The 21802-nt window shown below is 39.9% G+C and carries 14 protein-coding genes, 1 pseudogene and 1 other annotated feature; of the genes and pseudogenes, 6 read left to right on the forward strand and 9 right to left on the reverse strand.

Annotated elements, in window-relative coordinates:
* Window positions 1-9: 9 nt before the first annotated feature.
* Both IGK53_RS01775 and IGK53_RS01780 read right to left on the reverse strand, forming a co-directional pair.
* A complete protein-coding gene (locus tag IGK53_RS01775; RefSeq protein WP_002292594.1) occupies window positions 10-1620 on the reverse strand; it encodes an ABC transporter permease in 1611 nt (536 codons plus the stop codon).
* 12 nt (window positions 1621-1632) lie between these two features.
* On the reverse strand, window positions 1633-2514 hold the full coding sequence (locus IGK53_RS01780) for an ABC transporter ATP-binding protein (protein ID WP_002329622.1): 882 nt from the start codon (window positions 2512-2514) through the stop codon (window positions 1633-1635).
* Window positions 2515-2767: 253 nt separating this feature from the next.
* On the opposite strand from IGK53_RS01780, the gene IGK53_RS01785 reads away from it, so the two are divergent.
* Window positions 2768-3367: a TetR/AcrR family transcriptional regulator gene (locus IGK53_RS01785; protein ID WP_002329621.1), complete on the forward strand. Its 600-nt coding sequence runs from the start codon at window positions 2768-2770 to the stop codon at window positions 3365-3367.
* Window positions 3368-3433: 66 nt separating this feature from the next.
* On the opposite strand, the gene IGK53_RS01790 is transcribed toward IGK53_RS01785, so the two are convergent.
* Complete coding sequence (locus IGK53_RS01790; protein WP_002329620.1) at window positions 3434-4735, reverse strand: polysaccharide deacetylase family protein; 1302 nt, start codon at window positions 4733-4735, stop codon at window positions 3434-3436.
* A gap of 261 nt (window positions 4736-4996) precedes the next feature.
* Window positions 4997-5202: a binding site (T-box leader), on the forward strand.
* 104 nt (window positions 5203-5306) lie between these two features.
* Here IGK53_RS01790 and tyrS point away from each other — a divergent pair.
* The 4 genes from tyrS to nhaC all read left to right on the forward strand — a co-directional run bounded on the left by tyrS (window position 5307) and on the right by nhaC (window position 11872).
* Window positions 5307-6563, forward strand: a complete 1257-nt coding sequence (gene tyrS, locus IGK53_RS01795; protein WP_002315946.1) for a tyrosine--tRNA ligase — start codon at window positions 5307-5309, stop codon at window positions 6561-6563.
* A gap of 291 nt (window positions 6564-6854) precedes the next feature.
* Entirely contained in the window at window positions 6855-8732 is a 1878-nt protein-coding gene (gene tdc, locus IGK53_RS01800; RefSeq protein ID WP_002286400.1) for a tyrosine decarboxylase, read from the forward strand.
* Window positions 8733-8998: 266 nt separating this feature from the next.
* Window positions 8999-10396 (forward strand): tyrosine-tyramine antiporter, encoded by a 1398-nt coding sequence (gene tyrP / locus IGK53_RS01805; protein ID WP_002316652.1) that lies wholly within the window; start codon window positions 8999-9001, stop codon window positions 10394-10396.
* A 108-nt stretch (window positions 10397-10504) separates the two neighbouring features.
* A complete protein-coding gene (nhaC, locus tag IGK53_RS01810) occupies window positions 10505-11872 on the forward strand; it encodes a Na+/H+ antiporter NhaC (RefSeq protein ID WP_002329619.1) in 1368 nt (455 codons plus the stop codon).
* Window positions 11873-12054: 182 nt separating this feature from the next.
* Here the strand turns inward: nhaC and IGK53_RS01815 are convergent, their stop codons facing one another.
* Window positions 12055-13272 carry an IS110 family transposase gene (locus tag IGK53_RS01815; protein ID WP_002329618.1) on the reverse strand — a complete coding sequence of 406 codons (1218 nt, stop codon included), beginning with the start codon at window positions 13270-13272 and terminating at the stop codon, window positions 12055-12057.
* Between the two features lie 455 nt (window positions 13273-13727).
* On the opposite strand from IGK53_RS01815, the pseudogene IGK53_RS01820 reads away from it, so the two are divergent.
* Window positions 13728-14323 (forward strand): annotated as a pseudogene (locus tag IGK53_RS01820) (hypothetical protein).
* On the opposite strand, the gene IGK53_RS01825 reads toward IGK53_RS01820, so the two are convergent.
* The 5 genes from IGK53_RS01825 to IGK53_RS01845 all read right to left on the reverse strand — a co-directional run bounded on the left by IGK53_RS01825 (window position 14309) and on the right by IGK53_RS01845 (window position 21645).
* Window positions 14309-16267: an RNase A-like domain-containing protein gene (locus IGK53_RS01825; RefSeq protein WP_430604926.1), complete on the reverse strand. Its 1959-nt coding sequence runs from the start codon at window positions 16265-16267 to the stop codon at window positions 14309-14311. The pseudogene IGK53_RS01820 and the gene IGK53_RS01825 sit on opposite strands and share 15 nt — an antisense overlap.
* 378 nt (window positions 16268-16645) lie before the next feature.
* Window positions 16646-17671: a LacI family DNA-binding transcriptional regulator gene (locus tag IGK53_RS01830; RefSeq protein ID WP_002329615.1), complete on the reverse strand. Its 1026-nt coding sequence runs from the start codon at window positions 17669-17671 to the stop codon at window positions 16646-16648.
* A gap of 21 nt (window positions 17672-17692) precedes the next feature.
* Window positions 17693-18700, reverse strand: a complete 1008-nt coding sequence (locus tag IGK53_RS01835; RefSeq protein ID WP_002292607.1) for an aldose epimerase family protein — start codon at window positions 18698-18700, stop codon at window positions 17693-17695.
* Window positions 18693-19358, reverse strand: coding sequence for a beta-phosphoglucomutase (pgmB, locus tag IGK53_RS01840; protein WP_002329614.1), 666 nt, complete (start codon window positions 19356-19358; stop codon window positions 18693-18695). Before pgmB ends, IGK53_RS01835 begins: the two co-directional genes overlap by 8 nt.
* On the reverse strand, window positions 19351-21645 hold the full coding sequence (locus tag IGK53_RS01845; RefSeq protein WP_002329613.1) for a glycoside hydrolase family 65 protein: 2295 nt from the start codon (window positions 21643-21645) through the stop codon (window positions 19351-19353). The genes pgmB and IGK53_RS01845 overlap by 8 nt, the downstream gene beginning before the upstream one ends.
* Window positions 21646-21802 lie beyond the last annotated feature (157 nt).

Below are 21802 nucleotides of genomic sequence, written 5' to 3' on the forward strand. Positions count from 1 at the left end.
TCTTTTTTGTTATCCTTCCACTAAATCTCTTCTCCTATAACCGATAGCACCAAGGACGATCAGTGCAAGGCTGATACAGGATAACGTAAGGAATACGGAAAGATCGAAAGAATCGTTTGGCATCCGTGGTACCCAGCTAGGGACCGCTGTTTTGGAGAACCATTCTGGCAAATCCAAAATCCCGCCAAAGTAATTGAGCGCAAAGGAGTAAGCTAAGTAGATATAAGCAAATTTACCCATTCGAGGAAGCCATCCGAATAGAAAGCCACTCATCCCGATAAACACTAAAACAGCAGGCAGAAAGTTGAATCCGGCTTTAAGAAACAGCAATAGATCCATATCTTTCGCATCCTTCATCGATGCCAAAGCAGAAAGTCCTAGCGCACCAGAACTAATCAGAATCGACAATATAGAAAACAGGATCGCTAGTAATAGATTTGTCCAATAAAGTTGGTTCCTAGAAATTTTTGTTGCGAACAGCTGATTCATACGTCCGTGGGTTTCTTCTGTAAATAAACGATTGATGCTAGCAATTGGTAAAATAGCAGCTAGACAAATCAAGACGACCATGATCGTGCTTGTAAAGTTTTTTTCAATTGAGACGCCAGATTGGATAAACATCTGTTTCATTAAGTCGTTACTTTCTAAAAACTGTTGCATATTCCCGTAGATAGAGCCGTATGCCGCCCCCATCAAACCAAAAGTGATAAGCCAACTGATTGTCATTCCTTTATTTAGATAGAATAATAAACCACGCAAGGATAGAAGAGAACGTTTAGCATACGGTTTTCCTTCACGTTCGGGGATATAGCCGGTGTTCAAGTCTCGATGTTCCTCTAAAACAAATGAACTGATTATCAAGATGAGACTGAACAAAAACAAATAAAGCAAAGGAATCCAGTTATTAGTTGTAAATGGATAGGTCAAATAAGACCAGCCTAAAGGATTCCACATCGAAAGGGAGGAAACAGCTACATCTGTTATTGCTCTTAGAAGGTAGAGTCCACCTAAAAACGCTAGAGACAGACCATTCGAACTGGCTGAACTTGGCATCAGTTGTGCAGCAAACAGTGCAACGGCACTCCCCAAAATCCCCGTACTACCTACAGATAGCCCAAAAAGCCAAGCACCTTCTGCAGTGATCGAATCTGCTTGAAAAAAAATCATCGTACAGCTGATCGATATTGCTAAAAGCAAATTGATCAGAATACTTTCAGCGATGACAGCTAAAGAGTTTGCTTGACGTCCGACTCGAAAGGAACGAATAAGTTCAATCAGACCAAGTTCTTCTTTTTTTCTCGTTTGGCTCACCACATGCAAAACAGAGATCACAGCAGCAAACAAACTGCAAAAAAGCAACATTTCGTTTGCATACATCGCTCCTAAAGTATACTCAGCAGCATTCGAAGCGGGAGTTGGTCCGACCATTGCTATCATTGCCGGATTTTGCATTGTTTCGTATAATCCAGCTAACCCTTGTCCTGAAGTCAATTCTTCAAACGCAGGGACAAAACCACCAGAAAAAGCAGTGACACCGACTAGCCATATCAAAATTTTTTTCCAGTCACGGCTAAGGTTTTGAGAAAAAAGGGTGGACCAGCGTGAAAATTTATCAGTCATTTCGATTCCTCCTCATCCTTCATAGTGCCTCATGAATAAATCTTCAAGAGTCGGTGGAATAGATTCAAATTTTTTCACTCCTAATTTGGAAGTTTCAGCTAAAATCACATCGAAAGCTTCGTTGTCAGCAGCAAATTGAGCAAGGTGGCCTTTTTGCACAAAATCATGGACACCGTTCAATTGTGCTAAGTGGCTGTTATCTGCTTCTGTTTCTATAGTAATGGTCGAGCGGGTCAAATGACGCAATTCATCGAGTGTTCCTTCTTCTACGACTGTTCCCTCGCGGATGATCACGACTTTATCTGCCAACCGTTCGACTTCACTGAGAATATGAGAAGAAAGCAGGATGGATTTGCCCTGTTCTTTCAGTTTTTCAACTTCTTCTTGAAAAATGGTTTCCATCAAGGGATCTAAACCAGATGTAGGCTCATCAAATAAATAGAGATCCGAATCAACAGATAAAGCAGCAATCAAGCCCACTTTTTGACGATTTCCTTTTGAATAGTTTTTTGCTTTTTTCTTAGGATCAAGAGAGAAACGTTGAATCAGTTCGTCCTTTTTTTGAGCGTTCCCTTTTCCATGAAGCTTCATGAAGAGATCGATGATCGCTCCTCCAGTCAAATTTCCCCATAAAGAGATGTCACCTGGAACATAAGAAAGACGTTCATGGATAGATAAACTATCTTCCCATACATCTTGACCAAAAATCGTTGCCGTTCCGCCGTCTTTTTTTATAATCCCTAAAAGTGTCCGAATCGTCGTGGATTTTCCAGAACCATTTGGTCCGATAAATCCAACGACTTCACCTGAATGTACGGTGAAAGAGACGTCTTTTAAAGCTTCGAAACGACCAAAGTTCTTTATCAAATGTGTGACTTTGACGATTTCTGCCATAAAAACCCCACTCCTTTTTTTGAAAATATATACTAAATAAGATTAAACGGTTTAATAAAATGGTTTTATGCCTTTTTATAAAACTTTTTTTATTATTTTAGTACATAATATTCTTTTTATAAATTTCTGTCAATGAATTCATAAACAAGGAATTGCTGGCTTGATACTTTCTCAATAGATAGTTATAATAAACCTCAGAATAAATTTGAACTATATATATTATAAAAGTTTAAAATTACGGGAGGCTCTACAAATGAACGGTTTTGAAAAGAGAGCACAAGAGAAAAAGAAAGAGATTTTACAAGCAGCTTTTGACTTGATGAACACAGACATAGGAACCGCCGGAGTGACGATGGATAAGGTAGCTGAGAGCGCTCAGGTAAGTAAAGCGACGATTTTTAAATATTTTGGCAGCAAGGAAGGGCTGATTTATGAAGTATTTTTCACATTTATGAATGATTTAGGGCAAGAAGCGAAAGCGTTGATTGCGGAAAATCTTCCATTTGAAGAAACGTTGATTGCCATGAGTGAAAATAAAATCCGCTATCTCAATCGAGTGAACAAACAATTTTATATCGATTTGATGACATACTATACAAAAAAAGAAAAAAAAGAATTTTCTGACGCGATGGATGCGTATACGCAAGAAAGTTTCAGTATCATGCTTGATCTTTTCCATCGAGGGCGTAAAGAGGGAAAAGTGGATTTGAAATATTCGGATGAGTTCTTGATCCTCTATTTTCAAGCAATGGTAGAAGGAATTTCTAAGCCGGAGATATACGCAAAACTGCTTCCATATACAGCAGAATGGACAGAAGTCCTGATCAAGGGAATCGCGCCGAAGAGGAAATAAACCAAAAAAGCCGAAACTGACGATAAAATGTCAGTTCGGCTTTTTTGGTTTATAAATGACGTAAAATCAAGCGGATTCTCGTGCTTCTTTGTCATAGACATCATGAACGTTGATGAATGGATCAAGAATAGGGTTTTGTCCGTCTAAATCTGATTGGAACCGAATGCCATCGATATTGATTCGAGCATTTCGATAGAAATCCGTACCTAATTGTCCCCAAGCGGGAGTAGAAGCATCTACATTGCAGAAAATATCGAAACCTTGACTCTTTAAGTAAACAAATTTTTGATTTTCTGCTGAATAAGGCTGCCAGTCGCTAATATCTGCACCAAATGGATAAATCAGGATATTTGTTTTTCCTAGGATAGGTGCAACTTCTTGCTGCCATAATTCATTGTCTTTTTTGACATCCTCTAATGAAGCTTGAGTCATATTCAAGTGTCCCCAGGTATGGGAAGCAAAGCTCCAGCCATCTTTCTTCAACTGATCAGCTACTTTTTTAGCTTCTTCGATCTCTTTTTTTGTTTTCTCGTTATCTCCGTATTGAGACTTGGATGTTCGATAACCTAAAACACCGTTGTAACCCGTCAGGGCCAAGGTGCCTTTTGCGCCTCGATAAGAAAAATCAGGATGTTTCTTGACAAAAGCATCAATCAGAGGAACCATGTCAAAGTCCCCAATTTCTTCCTTATCATTCTCTTTATAAACATTTTTGATTTCATTGTTATTTGATACGACCAATCGGCTAGGAAAACCGGAATTATCCATATATTCATAATAGCTGACATCATCTTGCGAAAGAACTAATGGTTTTTTTCCTTCAGGTAGCGCGAGTCCGTTAAAGGAAAGATTTCCTTGTTCATCTTTTTGGATCAAATCATTCAAATTGACTAAAACAAAATCATTTTGATAGAGTTGTTCGATCGAACGGTTGAACTCTTCAACAGTTACCATATAGTCTTTATATCCTTGCGACTGTTGAGAGTGGAAGGCTTTTTGTGGGTCCACAATCAAGCTGTGAAAAAAGACGTGAGAGATCTGAGTAGGATCAGACCAGTCAATCAGTTGTTCTTTCTCCTTTTTCAGTGTTTGAAGAAGTTGCTGTGTTTCTGCAGATCCGTTTTTACTGTTTTTCTCCAATAAAGCAATCGCTTGGTCATAATCATAGCTTTGTGCCAGATTTTTTGCTTGAGTAACTAGCTGTTGCTTATCATCCATTGGCTCTTTTGTCTTTTCTGTTATTTTTTTTTCAGGAATGATCGGTTCTTTTTTTGTGTATGCTCGGATGACAAAAAACAGACTTAAAATTAAAATAACGACAGTTAAAGCAGAAGTAGCTCCTAAAATAATTTTTTGCTTTTTTTCCATATACCTCGTCCCTTGCTTTTTCATTTTTTTACTCGTCCCATTGCTCATTGTAACGAAGAAAGAGTAAGAGGAAAAGTAAAGTGACTTCTCGATAAATTGCAGAAAAAATACAGAAAAAATAGTTTCTTTTAACAATATTAAAAATAAAATGTTCGGGATTAGAACGGATTCAAAAAAGAAAAAATGAGGAATTTAAAAAAAATATCCTTTTTCTGTTGACAAAGAAAAAGTTGCGCTCTATGATAGACACATATTAATAATAACAAGACGAAGATCGAAACGAAGTAGTTGTTAAAGCCAATGTTTCAGAAAGCTGGTGGTTGCTGCAAACCAGTACATGCTTTAAAGCGAATTACATTTCAGGAGTCTCTGGCAGTGATTGCCACGCGACAGCGTTAAATGTTTGAGAGGTATGTTGGATATCTAGACATACAAATTGGGTGGTACCGCGAGATTTCGTCCCTTGGCTATATGCCAAGGGACTTTTTTTATTTTCCATCCCGAAGAAATACTTAATGACGCATGCTAGCAGGTTCCTGCTTTCATAAAAAACTACACGGAGGTCAGTAAAATGAATATTATTGATGAATTAACTTGGCGCGACGCCATTAATCAGCAAACAAACGAAGAAAGACTTCGCGAGCTCGTTGAAGAAAAGAGCATTTCACTTTATTGCGGCGTTGATCCAACTGGTGATTCGATGCATATCGGACATTTGATCCCATTTATGATGATGAAAAGATTCCAATTGGCAGGCCATCATCCATATATTCTGATTGGCGGCGGAACAGGAACGATCGGCGACCCAAGCGGCCGTAAAACAGAACGTGTGTTGCAAACGATGGAACAAGTGCAACATAACGTGGATGCACTTTCCAATCAAATGAGAAAATTGTTTGGTAAAGACGCAAATATCACATTTGTGAACAACTACGACTGGTTGTCAAAAATCTCTTTACTTGAATTTTTGAGAGACTACGGTAAAAACTTCAACATCAACACGATGTTAGCAAAAGATATCGTTGCCAGCCGTTTGGAAGTAGGGATCTCATTCACAGAATTCACTTACCAAATCCTGCAATCCATCGACTTTTTACATCTGCATAAAACATACGATGTACAACTACAAATCGGTGGAGCAGACCAATGGGGAAATATCACAGCTGGTTTAGACCTGATCCGAAAATTAGAAGGACCAGAAGCAGAAGCATTCGGTTTGACGATTCCATTGATGTTGAAAGCGGACGGAACGAAATTCGGAAAAACCGCAGGTGGTGCCGTTTGGCTTGATCCTAAGAAAACTTCACCATTTGAATTCTACCAATTCTGGTTGAATCAAGATGATCGTGATGTAGTGAAATACTTGAAATTCTTTACGTTCTTATCTCAAGAAGAAATTGAAGAATTAGCGAAAAAAGTAGAGACAGAACCTGAGAAACGTGAAGCACAACGCCGTTTGGCAGAAGAAGTCACAAGATTTGTGCATAGTGAAGAAGACTTGAAAGAAGCGCAAAAAATAACACAAGCATTGTTCTCTGGAAATATTAAAGAACTAAATGCGGAAGAAATCGCGCAAGGATTCGGTAAAATGCCGAACGTTGAAATTTCAAGCACACCTGAAAATATCGTGGAGCTACTTGTTTCCACAAAAATTGAACCATCTAAACGTCAGGCACGGGAAGATGTTTCAAACGGAGCTATAAGCATTAACGGTGACCGCGTTACCGATTTAAATTTTGTCATAAATCCATCCGATGAATTCGATGGTAAGTTTGTGGTTATTCGAAAAGGTAAGAAAAATTACTTTTTGGCCAAAGTAATTGATTAGAATTTAGTAAGTTTTTGCCTTGAAAAAGGGGAATACTATTACAACATTCCAATTTTGAAACCCATCCTAAAATAGAACGCTGGTTGTCGTTAATACAATCTTTGCGAGGGAGTTTACTTTTGTAAATTCCCTCGTTTTTTTTTAATTATTTCAAAAGTATGAACAATTCGAATAATTGATACATATTAAAATACGATTAAAAAACGGTCGAAAGCTTAGTTTACAGAATAGGAGAACAGGTGTAATGTAGGGCTCGACAAAATTTAAATATTTTTTTAGGAGGGTTTCACTATGAGTGAATCATTGTCGAAAGATCTAAACCTAAATGCCCTATTCATTGGGGACAAAGCTGAGAACGGCCAAATCTATAAAGCTTTGTTGAATGAATTGGTGGACGAACATTTAGGCTGGCGTCAAAACTACATGCCTCAAGACATGCCTATCATTACGCCAGAAGAAAAAAGCAGTGCTAGTTTTGAACACACTGTGAATAAAACAAAAGATGTTCTATCAGAAATTTCAGCGCGGATGCGTACCCATTCCGTTCCTTGGCATAATGCCGGACGCTACTGGGGTCATATGAACTCTGAAACATTGATGCCATCTTTACTAGCGTATAATTTTGCTATGCTATGGAATGGTAATAACGTTGCTTACGAATCTTCTCCTGCAACAAGCCAAATGGAAGAAGAAGTAGGCATGGAATTTGCAAAATTAATGAGCTATAAAGATGGCTGGGGACACATCGTTGCTGATGGTTCTTTAGCAAACTTAGAAGGACTTTGGTATGCCCGCAACATCAAATCATTGCCACTTGCTATGAAAGAAGTGACACCTGAACTAGTTGCTGGAAAAAGCGATTGGGAATTGATGAACTTGTCAACAGAAGAAATCATGAACTTGTTAGACAGTGTTCCAGAAAAAATCGACGAAATCAAAGCTCACTCAGCACGTAGCGGAAAACATTTAGAAAAATTAGGAAAATGGTTGGTTCCACAAACAAAACACTATTCATGGCTAAAAGCTGCCGACATCATCGGTATCGGTTTAGACCAAGTAATTCCAGTGCCAGTTGACCATAACTACCGCATGGACATCAACGAACTTGAAAAAATCGTTCGTGGTCTAGCAGCTGAAAAAACACCAATCTTAGGTGTAGTCGGTGTTGTAGGGTCAACAGAAGAAGGAGCAATCGACGGTATCGATAAAATCGTTGCATTGCGTCGCGTATTAGAAAAAGACGGTATTTACTTCTACTTGCATGTAGATGCTGCTTATGGCGGATATGGCCGTGCGATTTTCTTAGACGAAGACAACAACTTCATTCCATTCGAAGATTTAAAAGACGTTCATTACAAATACAATGTCTTTACAGAAAACAAAGATTATATCTTAGAAGAAGTACACAGTGCATATAAAGCAATCGAAGAAGCAGAATCTGTAACGATCGACCCGCATAAAATGGGCTATGTTCCATATTCTGCCGGTGGTATCGTCATCAAAGATATCCGCATGAGAGACGTTATCTCTTACTTCGCAACATATGTATTTGAAAAAGGTGCAGATATCCCAGCATTACTTGGAGCGTATATCTTGGAAGGTTCAAAAGCAGGGGCAACAGCAGCCAGCGTTTGGGCAGCACATCATGTCTTACCTTTGAATGTCACAGGATACGGTAAATTGATGGGTGCATCAATCGAAGGGGCACATCGTTTCTACAACTTCTTGAATGACTTGTCATTCAAAGTAGGTGACAAAGAAATCGAAGTTCATCCATTAACTTATCCAGATTTCAACATGGTAGACTACGTATTCAAAGAAAAAGGCAACGACGATTTAGTTGCGATGAATAAATTGAACCATGACGTATACGATTATTCTTCATACGTGAAAGGAAGCATTTACGGTAATGAATTCTTAACTTCACATACTGACTTTGCTATCCCAGACTATGGCAACAGCCCATTGCAATTCGTGAACCAACTAGGATTCTCAGATGAAGAATGGAACCGTGCCGGAAAAGTAACTGTATTGCGTGCCAGCGTAATGACACCATACATGAACAAAGAAGAACACTTTGAAGAATATGCTGAAAAAATCAAAGCAGCTCTTCAAGAAAAATTGGAAAAAATCTACGCAGACCAATTATTGGCAAGCGAAGCAAAATAAGCAAGGTAATCATGTTAGAAAACAGCTTGAATGCTAACTGTTTCTGACGCATGTTTGGATCGGAAGAGCAAGGGGTGACCTAAGCTCTTCGATCCCTTTGTTTTGAGGTTGTCTTTGAAGAACTCCTTCAAGCAATAGACTCAAAGAATCCCCTCAAATATTCGCTGAATTGTTTCGTTTATTGCTGAAACTACTTCAAAGACACCGTTATTTTATCCAAAAAATCAAGGAGAGTGTCAACGGTGAGTAAATCTGAAGTAAGTAAAATGGGTCTTGGGACCTTTATCGGTCTGACAATGGCACTGTGTGCAACGGTTCGGAGTATTCCTACGTTAGCCGCAGTCGGTTGGACATTGATTTTTTATTCAATTTTTGCAGTTTTGTTTTTTGCCGGTCCGATATCAATGGTTTCCGGTGAGCTTTCAACGATGCTTCCTCAAGAAGGCGGTCCTCAGTTATGGGTAAAAACAGCACTGGGCAGCAAATGGGGATTTGTCGTTGCATGGCTATTATGGGTGCAAATGTTCCCAGGTATGGTAATGGTCGCTTCTACTTTAGGACCATTGTTAGGAAACACATTTGGTAATGTAGAACTTGGCAATAATCATTGGTTCGTTTTAGGTTGTATTTTAGTTATCTACTGGATCATCACGATCTTGAACTTGAAATTCGATATGGCAAAAGTCGGCGGGAACATCGGTGTATGGCTAGGGGTATATATCCCAGTAGTCATCATGTTCGTTTTAGGTGTTTTGGCAGCCTTCAAAGTCGGACTAGTCTCAAACGGCTATCTAGGTGACTTTTCATGGTCAAAAGCTTTCCCTGACTTGGAACATATTGATTCATTGAAATACTTAGCTGGTATCACATTTATTTTTGTTGGGATCGAAATGAGTTCTGTTTACATGCCTCGTTTGAAAGACGCAACAAAAAATTATACAAAAGGCGTATTTATCGCTTTGATCGGATTAGTTTTATTGAATGTCATCAATGCGATGCTTGTTGCCAATGTCGTACCAGATGGAAAAATGGAATTAGCAAATATCACGCAGCCAATCTTGATTGATTGCCAAATCCTAGGCTTACCAGAAGTGATCGGAAATATCTTCAGCTTCATGGTATTTATTGGTGTGCTTTTACAATTATCAGCTTGGGTTACTGGACCATCAAAAACAATCATCCAAGTAGCTCGTGAAGGATTCCTTCCACCAAAATTCGGATTCCATAAAGAAAACAAATACGGCGTATCTAGAAATGTCGTTCTAACACAATCAATCGTTATTTCATTATTTGCTTTGCTTTATGGTGTAATGGATGACGTAAGTGCTGTATTCTTGACACTTACAAATGCTACAACTGTTATTTATTGTATCGTGTACATTTTGATTGCTGTTTCATTGCTTAAAATGCGTAAGAAACATCCAGAATTCGAACGTCCTTACCGAATTGGTAAAAACGGAAACGGCTTAGCTTGGGTAGTCAGCTGCATGCTGATCTTCTCTATCATCGTTGTCGTATTTGCTACATTAGGTACAGCGACATTGAGTGATGCATTATTAGTAGCAGCTATCACAGTGGTCATGTTCGTTATTCCATTGATCATCAATCACTTCAAGAAAGATTCTTGGGGGATTGAGGTAGAAAAAAGTTTAGAAGAAAAATAAAAAAATAAGTCTTTCAGCCGACGATCTGTCGCTGATTTAGTAGGAGGTCCTGCCAAGTGAATAGTTTTTTCATGGCAGGGCCTTTTCATTTGAAATAGGAGATCGACGATGAATAAAAATATTTCTTTAAAAGAAAGTATCGCTGTATTGATCGTGTTGTTGGTACTCCTAGGAGTACTGATCATCGGATTCCAACTCTCGCCACATATCCCGATCCTTGCAGCTTTCATGTGTTTGTTGTTTTATGGCAGATTTAAAAAGTTTTCATGGGATGAGATCCATGACGGAATCATCAAAGGAATCACCCCGGGGATCATTCCGATCCTGATTTTTCTTTTGATTGGCATCTTGGTTGCCTCTTGGATTCTATCTGGAACCATCCCTACGATCATGGTTTATGGATTTAAGCTTGTCTCTGTACGTTTCTTTTTACCGACAGCATTTCTTGTTTGTGCAATTGTCGGAGTGACAGTCGGCAGTTCATTTACGACGATTTCGACGATTGGGATTGCTTTTTTGGGAATCGGTCATTTGCTTGGATTCAACGATGCAATGACTACAGGTGCGGTCGTTTCTGGTGCATTTTTAGGGAATAACTGCTCGCCTCTATCGGATACGACGAACTTGGCGGCTGGTATCGGCGGAGTCAATCTATTCGAACATATCGCTGGCATGCGTTATACGGATTTTCCGGCATTCGTCCTTTCGTTGCTTTTTTATACGATATTAGGACATAACAGTCATTCAGCCGACCTAGCCAGTATCAATGAAATGATCCAAAATATGAAAGCAAGCTTTTGGATCTCTCCTTGGACATTGATTCCGTTAGTTATTTTATTTGGCGGGGCAATCAAAAAAATCCCAGCTATCCCTACATTATTAGCAGGATCGACAGCCGCCCTCGTTCTTTCCTTTATCCATGAGAAAAGTTTGACGATTGGAAAAGCAGCAGACATCTTGATGAATGGTTATGTCGCGCATACACCTGATCCCAAGCTAGATGAACTGCTTTCTCGAGGCGGGATCATGAGTATGTTGGGCTCAGCCAGTTTGATTTTACTGGCATTGGCATTAGGTGGTTTATTGATCAAATATTTGATTGTTGAGACCATCGTGCAAGAATTAAAAGAAAAGATGGACCGACCTTCTCGTTTAGTCGGGTTTACTGCCTTGAGTTGTATCGGAGTCAATCTGATCGTTGGAGAGCAGTACTTGTCCATCATTCTTCCGGGAGAAACATTCAAACGCTCCTTTGATGAGGTTGGCTTATCAAAAAACTATTTGACACGGACGCTAGCAGATTCAGGAGCAACCGTCAATTCTCTTGTACCGTGGGGAGTTAGCGGCACATTCATTATGGGGACGATGAAAGTTAGCGCGTTGCATTACTTGCCATTCGCTTTTTTCTCGATCCTTGCTCCTGTCTTTACAATAATAGGCGGTTTTTTATTGAATCGCCGACATGTGAAAAATTGAAGAAAAGATCAAAAGGTTGTGACTATTTTTGTCACAGCCTTTTTCCTACGATTAGTCAAGTAAAAGGTGTAAGAAAAATAGCTCATAAACGAAAGCGACAAAATCAAGGCACACCAAATAAAGCCCCGTTCGTAAAAAATTTTCGATCTGGGCAAAGAAGTGGTATACTGTAAGTGGTTTAGTTAATGGTCCACTGAGACCGCGTACGCATAGTCGTACTCTGTATGTGCCCTAACCATAGCGTGCATACATTTCAGAAGCTTGTTCATACAAGCAACTGTGGCAACCTTATCTTTCTTAGGGATAGGTTGCTTTTTTAATTTGTAGTAATAATCGACAATATGATTAGGAGCTGCGCGTTGCTGGCGAATCATATTTCGAATGGTGAAGAAAATAATTTTCCGTGCTTTGGGATTACCACGCTTATTGATGCGGTCTTGGCCAGTATACTTACCTGAATGATACCGTCGGATGTCAATTCCGACAAAGGCATTCAATTGTTTATGGGTTTTAAATCGTGTGATATCTCCTAATTCACCGAGCAATAAAGCGGCTGTGAGTGCGCCAATCCCAGGGAATGTTTGGTACAACAAAAAGCAAGGAGAGCCTTCGGCTTTTTTGATCATTTGTGTCGCCAGTGCTTCTTTTTGTTCGAGTAAATCTTGGAGAAGTTCGGCGTAATAGATCGTTTTTTGACAGTGGATACTGTCTTTTTCAACAGCTGGATAGGCACACTGTGCATAGTGGATGATTTGATCTGCCTTTTGCTCGGCACGATTCGCGGAGATTTTTTTCCGTGTTTCGTTGATCAGTTTATTTTTTATTTTTGTCCGAGTAGATGCCAATACAAAATCTGGATGGGGAAAAAGACGGATCAATGTCAATGCGTAAGGGGTCAGCCTGTTTGAAAAGAACTGTTCAAGCTCTGGAAAAGTCAACTGAAGGCAGTTGTGTAAATCCATGCGCAGACGAGTGATTTTCTTCTCAATCTCTTGATAAAAACGGGCTAAATCGCGCATCTCTAAGTAAAAATTGCTTTGTACTTCTTTTGGCTGACGTTGATTTTTAAGATGAGTCTGTGCGAGCCGATGGGCATCCGATTTATCTGTTTTCCAACTGCGTAAGGTGTTTTCTTCCATCTGCTTTTTCGCTTCTAACGGGTTTAACAAACAGTAAGAAAAGTGATGATCTTGAAAGAACTTTTCGACTGGTCTGGAATAAATCCCCGTTGCTTCAAAAACAATCAATGGACGTTCAGGCAAGTGCTGGATCTCTTCGAGTAATGCATGAAATCCTCTTTGAGTGTGTTCGATCTCGTCTTCAAATAAGCAGGTGTCGTCTTTGTATAGGACACTGTAGCTGTGTCCCATTGAAACATCTAATGCAAGAATGTAAGGCATTTGTTTTCCTCCTTTTTAAGTTTTGAAAGAACTTTACTGCTTCATTTCGATTCCAATTTCCTATACACGGGCTCATGGCCCCAACATACGTAAACCTGATTCTAAAATGACAGTAAAGAAGTTCGGTTTTTGATAGGGACTCGTAGTCCTCAAGGCTTTGTTCGAACTTTCTTTCATTCTTCACTATAATCTAAAAATAGAAAATAGAGGAGAACATCATTCGTCAATGATGTTCCCCTCTAATCTTAGTATGTTTTGCGAAACTAGCGATTTATACGATTGAAAAACTATCTTTTCTTTAAAAAGAAATAATAGGAATAGAAGCCTTGATAGTTGCGATAAAATAAAAATGGATAGATAAAATTCGAGAGAAACATGTATTGACGTGGTAGATGAAAGGGTCAGATTTGTTGGTGTATCAGGAGTGCCGTTAGAAGAACAAAAGGAGAGAGAAGATGAAACTATTAGAAAAAGAGAGTATTGATTTTTATTTGGAGCGTGCTTGGACCGTGTTACGGTATGCTTTTTTCAAGGACGAAGAGTATGACGGACTAAATAGTCATCAGGAGGCAGTTTTAGAATTTCTCAATTACTCAAGCAGATTGTGTGCTGGTTGGTCATGGCGAATCAAAGAAGGGCTTATAGTTTCTAAAAAAATATATGCACAGAAACTTTACGAATTCAGAGAAGAAAAAATCATCTATACGGATATCCGATTTTTTGACAAGATGAAAAAGTATCCTATTTATGTGAATAAAGAAATGATGAAGGCGAAAGAATCACGCCTGAATCATTCTGGGCGGATGATGGTATCTATCGGACTTCTTTTCTTGAAGCAACTCAAGGAGCAGAGGGAACGGAAGAGGAATTTAACCAGTTGAATGATCGTCTTTTCCCAGATAAAGATCATCTGTATATTTACCTTTGGAACAATGAATTTACGAATTATTATAATGAAGGTCGTTATTGGGATGGCGCTTATGTGTGGTCAGTGTATGACGAAAAGAGAAAGCGATTCACTGTTTTCGATGCTAGGTTAGTGATGATTTGATTTTTTCAGACTAAAAATAAATAAAAATTTTGAAGAGGAAGGAGCCGCCCTTGGCGGCTCCTCTTTTACAGTTCTTCGTAAGTCAGGATAAGCGGTTAGGATATAATACTTTCGTTTTTTCCATACGATGTTGGGCATTCTTTGAATAATCACTTTGGCGTAATAGATCGAGTCGTATTGAATATGAGTATCCTGATTTAATCTATAAAACCCCCACCCTAATGTTTTCCCAAGAGCGATTGATTTATACGATCGATAGATTACACGATTACCATCTTGTAAAGAACAATCACCTAGAGGTAACTTGATCGTACCCTCTAAGTATTTTTTATTGGCAGTATAGATCGCGAAGTTGATAAATATCAAAGCTTGTTCCGTAGTATGGAAGGCAGCGGAATAGGTTATGTCCTCCAATCGTGCTCGTAGTGCATCCTCAGACTGTCCCACATGCCGTTCCATCGTATGCCCTTTCCCGCCGTCTGCATACCATTCGTCATAGTACAAATCAAGAGGGGAATACCATTCGAATTCATCGTCATCATCGTCATCCCCTTTGAAGTTTTTGATTGCTTCAAGGACGCGAGCTAGACTCAATGCATTCCATGCAGCGCCCATTGCGCCTTCGACTAATGTTTTACCTGTACCATCTTCTACGATGTCTCCAGTCTCTTCATCTAATACACCTCTTCGCCCATCGATCGTGATCGAGTCATCTATTGGGATGGCTGCTTCACTGTAAGCAAAATCGATCGCTCCCCACTGGTATTCTGGAACGGCTACTCGAGTGTCAGCGTACACGAACTTTCCTGTTGCATCAAGGACAACCGTTTGTCCGTATAAGGTAGCGATTATACCAGAAGGATCGAAGCTCAATCCGTTTTCAGTCGGTGCCAAGACTTCCGCTAAGTTCTTTTGTATATCGGCAGTGCGTGTATGATAGGCTTGCGCCATTTGCTGAGCCGTCTGGACAGCGATTTCTCTTGAGGGTGTTTCGATCACCCCAAATTCAAAAGTGGTGTTTTGCTGGATGTATTCCAGAAAGTCTTCTTGAGTCGCGATCTGGCTCATCAAGACAGACATCGGGACACTTAATTCGACTTCATAGACGAAGGAACCGTTGCTACCCCGATGGCCATAATTGTGACCGGAGATCGTCAGTAATGTTGTATCACTGCCGACTCGAGTTTCCATGACACGAACCATTTCCAGTAAGAAGAATTGATCTTCGATGAACATTCGATCAGCTACCGAGGCATCACGTCCAATCACACCAGTCCGAGCCGTTTCAGTAGAAAGAGAACCATAAGAGATCAGTTTACGGAATGCCGGATGGTCATTGATCGAAAAGCGATAAGCACCATGATCCGTTGTTACTGTCAAATATTCCCGCATCAATGCATGACTGGTCACGTCTTGCGCGTATCTTTTTTGCAGACCTTGCGAGAAATTATAGGTACTAGTAGTGGAATCAATTCCCGAAGTGGCAAAAGCGGCCAATTCTTGTTGCAGGGCAGGATTATTGGAAGATAATTCATACAAGCTCGCATTCGTTTTGAGTAAGTCTGCAGTGGCGACACCTAAGGAAGAACCTAATTGGTAAAAACTATAACCAAGTCCTGCTCCTAGGATAGCAGAAACTACTGCAGCAGAAGCAGGGAGGGAAACCAATGCAGAACTTAATGTAGCACCAACAGCAGAAAAAGGAGAGAGAAAAGAGGAGAAACTGACGCCACCGGTTAAAGGAACCAATGCTGCGTTGTGCGGATCTGGTTCTTGGGTAGTGACAGGGATACGAGAGATAGACGGGAGTTCAGGAACAACTTCGGTCGTCGCATGTTGTTCTGCTTTAATCGTATACGTTTCTTGGGCGTGCGTTTGGACAGGCGTGGCAGCAAATGGCAGAAGTGTCAACACAACAAAAAACAAATGAGTGAGTTTTTTCATGTTTTCTCCTTTCAAGAACACGTGCGACTGATCGACAAGGGGGTCTTTTGCACCTCCGTTCATTCGTATTCGCTTACACATTTAATTATTCTTGAAAAAACAAAAGAATACAAGGCGTAATAGAAAAAATCAATTTAAAAAAATGTTTTTTATATTATTGGTGTTTCCTTCGTGTATTCTCATGGAAGACAGCAGTTATGTCAAATAATCGTTTGTTTTGGATGCATAATCGTTCGCGTAACTGATAAAGAAAAAGAAGGGATAGATTTATTTATTTTAATATTAATGTTATTTAATGTTTTCTTTTCAAACTTATAGAAATAACATATTTTATGTAAAAAACTGACCATAGGATAAATGGTCAGCAAATTCAGTGATTTAACTAAGTTTCGTGCTTTCTAAGGGAACGACTGTCTCTCTTTTGATCAAGCGATGAGGGATGACCAAACGTACGCCGCTACTTAATTCTTCATGAATCAGTTCACGCAGTTTTTGCATAGCGACACGTCCTAATTCGGAGATATCGATATCGATGCTTGTAAGGTAAGGATGTGTCAATGTTGAGAATATCGAGTTGTTGAAGCTGATGACAGAAAGTGTCTCTGGAATGACATAACCATACATTTGTGCCAACTGCATCGTGCGAAGGGCGAAGATATCGTCAATGACTACCAATGCTGTGGCTTCGTTTTCTTTCAACGTTTTCTCAAAGGTCAGATAATCTTCTGTATGTTCCAGTACTACACTGGAAAACGCAGGAAGATCAGCCATCATCATCGCTTTTTGATAACCGAAATATCGTTCGAAATACAAACTCTCATGAGTCGTATTCGTCACGAATAGGATATTCTTATGTCCGTTCTGAATCAAAAATTCTGTTGCTTGTTTGCCTAGAAGCTGGTTGTCATTATCTACATAAACGATTTCGTTTTCGTGATGATAAGGCTGTCCGATCAAAGTGAAAGGGATATGGTTTTGGTATAAATAATCAATGACAGGGTCTTGACTATCTGAATACACTAGAATAAAGCCATCTACTTGTTTTTGTAGATGCATACGCTGGACGTTCTCTAACAGTAAATCAAAATTTTTAGCAGTAGCAATCGCTGTCGTCATATCATAATTCCGCGCTTCTTCGTTGATTGCTTCCATGATCTCAAGATAAAAGGGATTCCCAATCCGCTCTTTTGAATCAAGAGGGGGTAAGATCACGCCGATGGCACTGGAAATGCGTTTTCCTAGATTGCGGGCAGTCATGTTAGGAACATAACCTAGTTCATCCATGATTTTTCGGACTTTCTTCTTTGTTGCTTCGGAAATACTAGGATGATCATTGATAACACGAGAGACGGTCGAGGTAGCAACACCGGATTTTTTCGCCACATCTTTTACAGTAATAGCCATGATAAAAACACCTTTCTCTTGTTATTGTGCAGAGAACCGATAAATCGTCTGACTGACCCGTTCTTGACCAGGATGGAGGTTGATCGATCCAAAGTTGGGAAAATGAACGATATCAGGGATTTCTTGCGGTTCGATTGCTAATCCGTAGTTTGAATGCATCTGTTTTCCGTTGACAGAGAAATCAGCTTCAAATCCAGTCGTAGAAAATAATACCATACTTTTATTGGAAGTTGCTATAGTCATTTGACGACCAGAATGCTTCTCGAATAATTGTAAGGAAGTTCTGGAAAGCCTAGGATGATGCAAAAGAAATACATCATCTAGTCCAGCTGGATAACAAGCAAGGATTTCTTGCAGTGTTGGAGATTTTCTAAAGTCGATGGGCAGGTCTTCTTTTTTCGTCCAATTTCCAGTAGGTAGTTTTTCTTGATCTAATTCAAGTATACCATCTAAGAAGACCGTTAACTGATGGTCATAGATGTCTCTTTTTCCATTTCCTGAAAGGTTGAAGTAGGCATGATTGGTCGGATTGCAGATGGTTTCGACCAGGCTACTGGCAGAGGTCGTCATCTCTAACTCGTTTTTTGTCAAACGGTAAGTGATCGTAGCAGTGATTGGTCCTGGATAGGTAGAAAATTCATCTTTTAAGTAAAAGACCACGCCTATTGATGAAGGAGTTTTGAAAACTTCTACTTCCCAATATTGGAAAGACCAGCCTTTCGTGCCACCGTGGATATGGTGTGATCCGCAGTTTTTTTCCAATCTATGCTCACCCCAGGAAGCATCTCGGATCCTTCCAGCTACAGGTCCGACAGTTGCGCCAAAAAAGCTTTTATCTGTTAGAACATCTTCGAAACGATCGTAAGACAATAAAATATTTTCTGATTTTCCTTCTTTGTCTGGCGCGAAGATTTGATGCAGGCGGGCACCATAGTTGAGAAGAACGACTTCTAAATAGTCGTTCTTCAACGTGATTTTCTTTATTTCAGTCTCTGGAACTGGTACGACGGAGATTTCTGGATTATCCATGTTCGTGCCACTTTTCTTTTAAGTAATCGATCGTAAGAAAAGTCGTATCAGGGACAAGCGGGATCTCCTCTCCAAGGTCTTCAGCACGTCCCACGCCAATTGGTTGAGCACCACTTGAGAGGATGGCTTGGATACCGGCTTGCGCGTCTTCGATCCCGATACATTCTTCTGCTTTTAGTCCGACAGCTTTTGCTGCAAGGAGGAAGATATCTGGCGCAGGTTTTCCGTTTGCTGCTTCTGCCGGGTCGGCAATAGCGTCAAAGTAAGGTGTGAGACCCATTTTTTCAAGTAGGAAAGGCCCATTTTTACTTGCAGAAGCAAGAGCGATCTTGATTTTTTCTTCTTTTAAAGAATCCAGTAAAGGGACGATCCCAGGGAAGACATCTTTTGGTTCGATCGTCTGGATCATCTCTAAATAATAATCATTTTTTCTTTTTGCTAATTCTGCAAATTCTTCCTTTGAAAAAGAGTGTTCTTTTCCGCCATAAGCTAAAAGCAAAGAGAGAGAGTCTTCTCGGCTGACGCCTTTTAGCTGTTCGTTGAATGTGCGGTCGATCGTAATGCCGATTTCCTGACCAAGCTTTTGCCAAGCACGATAATGGAATTCGGCAGTATCGGTAATGACGCCGTCTAAATCGAACAATACCCCTTTAAACATTTGCTTCCTCCTTTCTTAGCGTTATTTCTAGGCGATCCTCTAAAGTGTAAGACTGTTCATAGACGAAAAGTTCCAGAGGCGTACCTTCTAATAACTCGAAAGTAACTTGTTCATCTGTAACTGAGATGAATAATAAACGTCCGCGATAATTGATATGGAAAGAATAAGCATTCCAGGTTTTTGGCAGAAATGGTGCGAATTTCAATTGATCATGGGCGGTTTTCATTTGAGCGAATCCTTGGACGATCGACAACCAGCTGCCAGTCATGGAAGTGATGTGCAAGCCGTCTTCTGTGTCGTTATTGTAATTATCCAAATCCAAGCGAGCTGTTCGTTGGTACATTTCTACAGCTTTGTTTTCCATTCCTAATTCTGCTGCTAAAATCGAATGGATACTTGGTGAAAGGGAAGACTCATGGACAGTCATTGGTTCATAGAAATCAAAGTTTTTTTGTTTTTCTTCTTTTGTAAAAGTATCGTTGAAGAAATAAATCCCCTGTAATACATCTGCCTGCTTGATGAAGCAAGATCTAAGGATTTTGTCCCAAGACCAATGCTGGTTCAGAGGAAGATCGCTTGTGGGAATATCGGATACAGGCATGAGATCTTTATCTAAGAATGTGTCATGCTGGACAAAAATACCTAATTCTTCGTCCACTGGGAAGTACATGTTCTCTGCGATATCTTTCCATTTGGCTAGTTCTTCTTCGCTGATAGCGATAGCAGCTTCTTCTTGATAAGTTAAATAATTTTCTCGCGTGTAACGCAAGACCCAAGCTGCGATCGTATTTGTATACCAATTGTTATTGATGTTGTTTTCATATTCATTTGGTCCAGTCACTCCGTGGATCATGTATTTATTTGCTCGTTTTGAAAAATGGACACGGTCTGCCCAGAAGCGGGCGATTTCTGCTAAAACTTCCAGACCTTCATTTTTCAAATATTCCGTATCACCGGTGTAATTCGTGTAATTGTAGATTGCATAGGCGATTGCACCATTTCGGTGGATCTCCTCGAAAGTGATTTCCCACTCGTTATGACATTCGACGCCAGTGAAGGTGACCATAGGATAAAGCGCGCCTTTCAATCCTTGCTGCTGAGCGTTGTGGATCGCTTGCGGCAGCTGGTTATGCCGGTATTTCAGAAGATTCTTAGTTACCTCGGGTTTGGCTAAAGCGAGATAAAGAGGGACTGCATACGCTTCTGTATCCCAGTAAGTGGCACCGCCGTATTTTTCTCCTGTGAATCCTTTAGGTCCGATATTCAATCGTTCATCTTCGCCGTAGTAAGTAGAGAATAGTTGGAACAAATTGAACCGAATACCTTGCTGTGCTTCTTCGTCTCCTTCGATGACCACATCGGCAAGCTTCCATCGTTCTGCCCAAGCCGCTGTTTGTTCTTCTTTTGCTTGGATATAATTGTTTGTCTGATTTGCTAATTCTGAGACGGCTTTTTCTGCTTGCTGCGCTTCTGGGATATCTCGACTAGTAAGAACGATGATTTCTTTCTCTACTGTCCATGTCTCGCCTTGAGATAATTCAGCAGACAGGCAACCATGTAAGGCTAAAGTATCTTCGTGATAGTCAGGAACGACTGCTTTTCCGTTAACGAAATGACGCATTGCTGCAGTAACAGTGAATTGTTCGATCCCGAAGTTGTTTGGAATAGTTTTGGTTGTCAAATAGCCGATTTCTTCTATGGTTCCACGATCGATCTCATTCCAAAAATGTTCATCATAGTTGCTGTCTTCGTTTTGGACATTTCCATCCAATTTCGATACGAGGTCGACTGTTCCATTACCTTCAAGCATTTCTATAGTCAAATGGATGTAAGCCGCTTCTTTTTTGACAATGCTTAAAAAACGTTCAAAGGAGATACGTACTTTATTAGTAGAAGTAGTGATTGTGAACGTACGAGATAGCACACCATTTTTCATATCTAGTTCCCAGTAAAAGTCTTCTGGTTCCAAAGAAGCCAAGTCGATCAGCTGATTGTTGATCGAAATATCTATTGCGATAAAGTTCAAGGCATTGATTACTTTTCCAAAGTACTCTGGATAACCGTTTTTCCACCAGCCGACACGTGTCTTATCAGGATACCAGACACCTGCCAAATAAGTACCTTGATGGTGGTCCCCTGAGTAAGTTTCTTCAAAGTTCCCACGCATCCCCATATAACCGTTTCCAATACTTGTCAAAGATTCTTGCAGTCGAAGATTTTTTTTATCTAATTGGGTCGTGCTGATTTTCCATGGATCAATAGCAAATAGTCGTTTGATCTGTTTCATTGTTCTCCTCCTAATGAGCTGTTTTATACGTTCATAATAAACGCAACCGATTGCGCAAGTCAATAGACAATAGGAAATATTTCATAGAAAAAAGCATAAAAATAAAATTTTTTCGAGCTATTTATAGAAGGAAACTTATGTATTATGGGTTTTGTAG

It is taken from the genome of Enterococcus sp. DIV1224, assembly GCF_050555455.1.
GTDB lineage: Bacteria > Bacillota > Bacilli > Lactobacillales > Enterococcaceae > Enterococcus_B > Enterococcus_B lactis.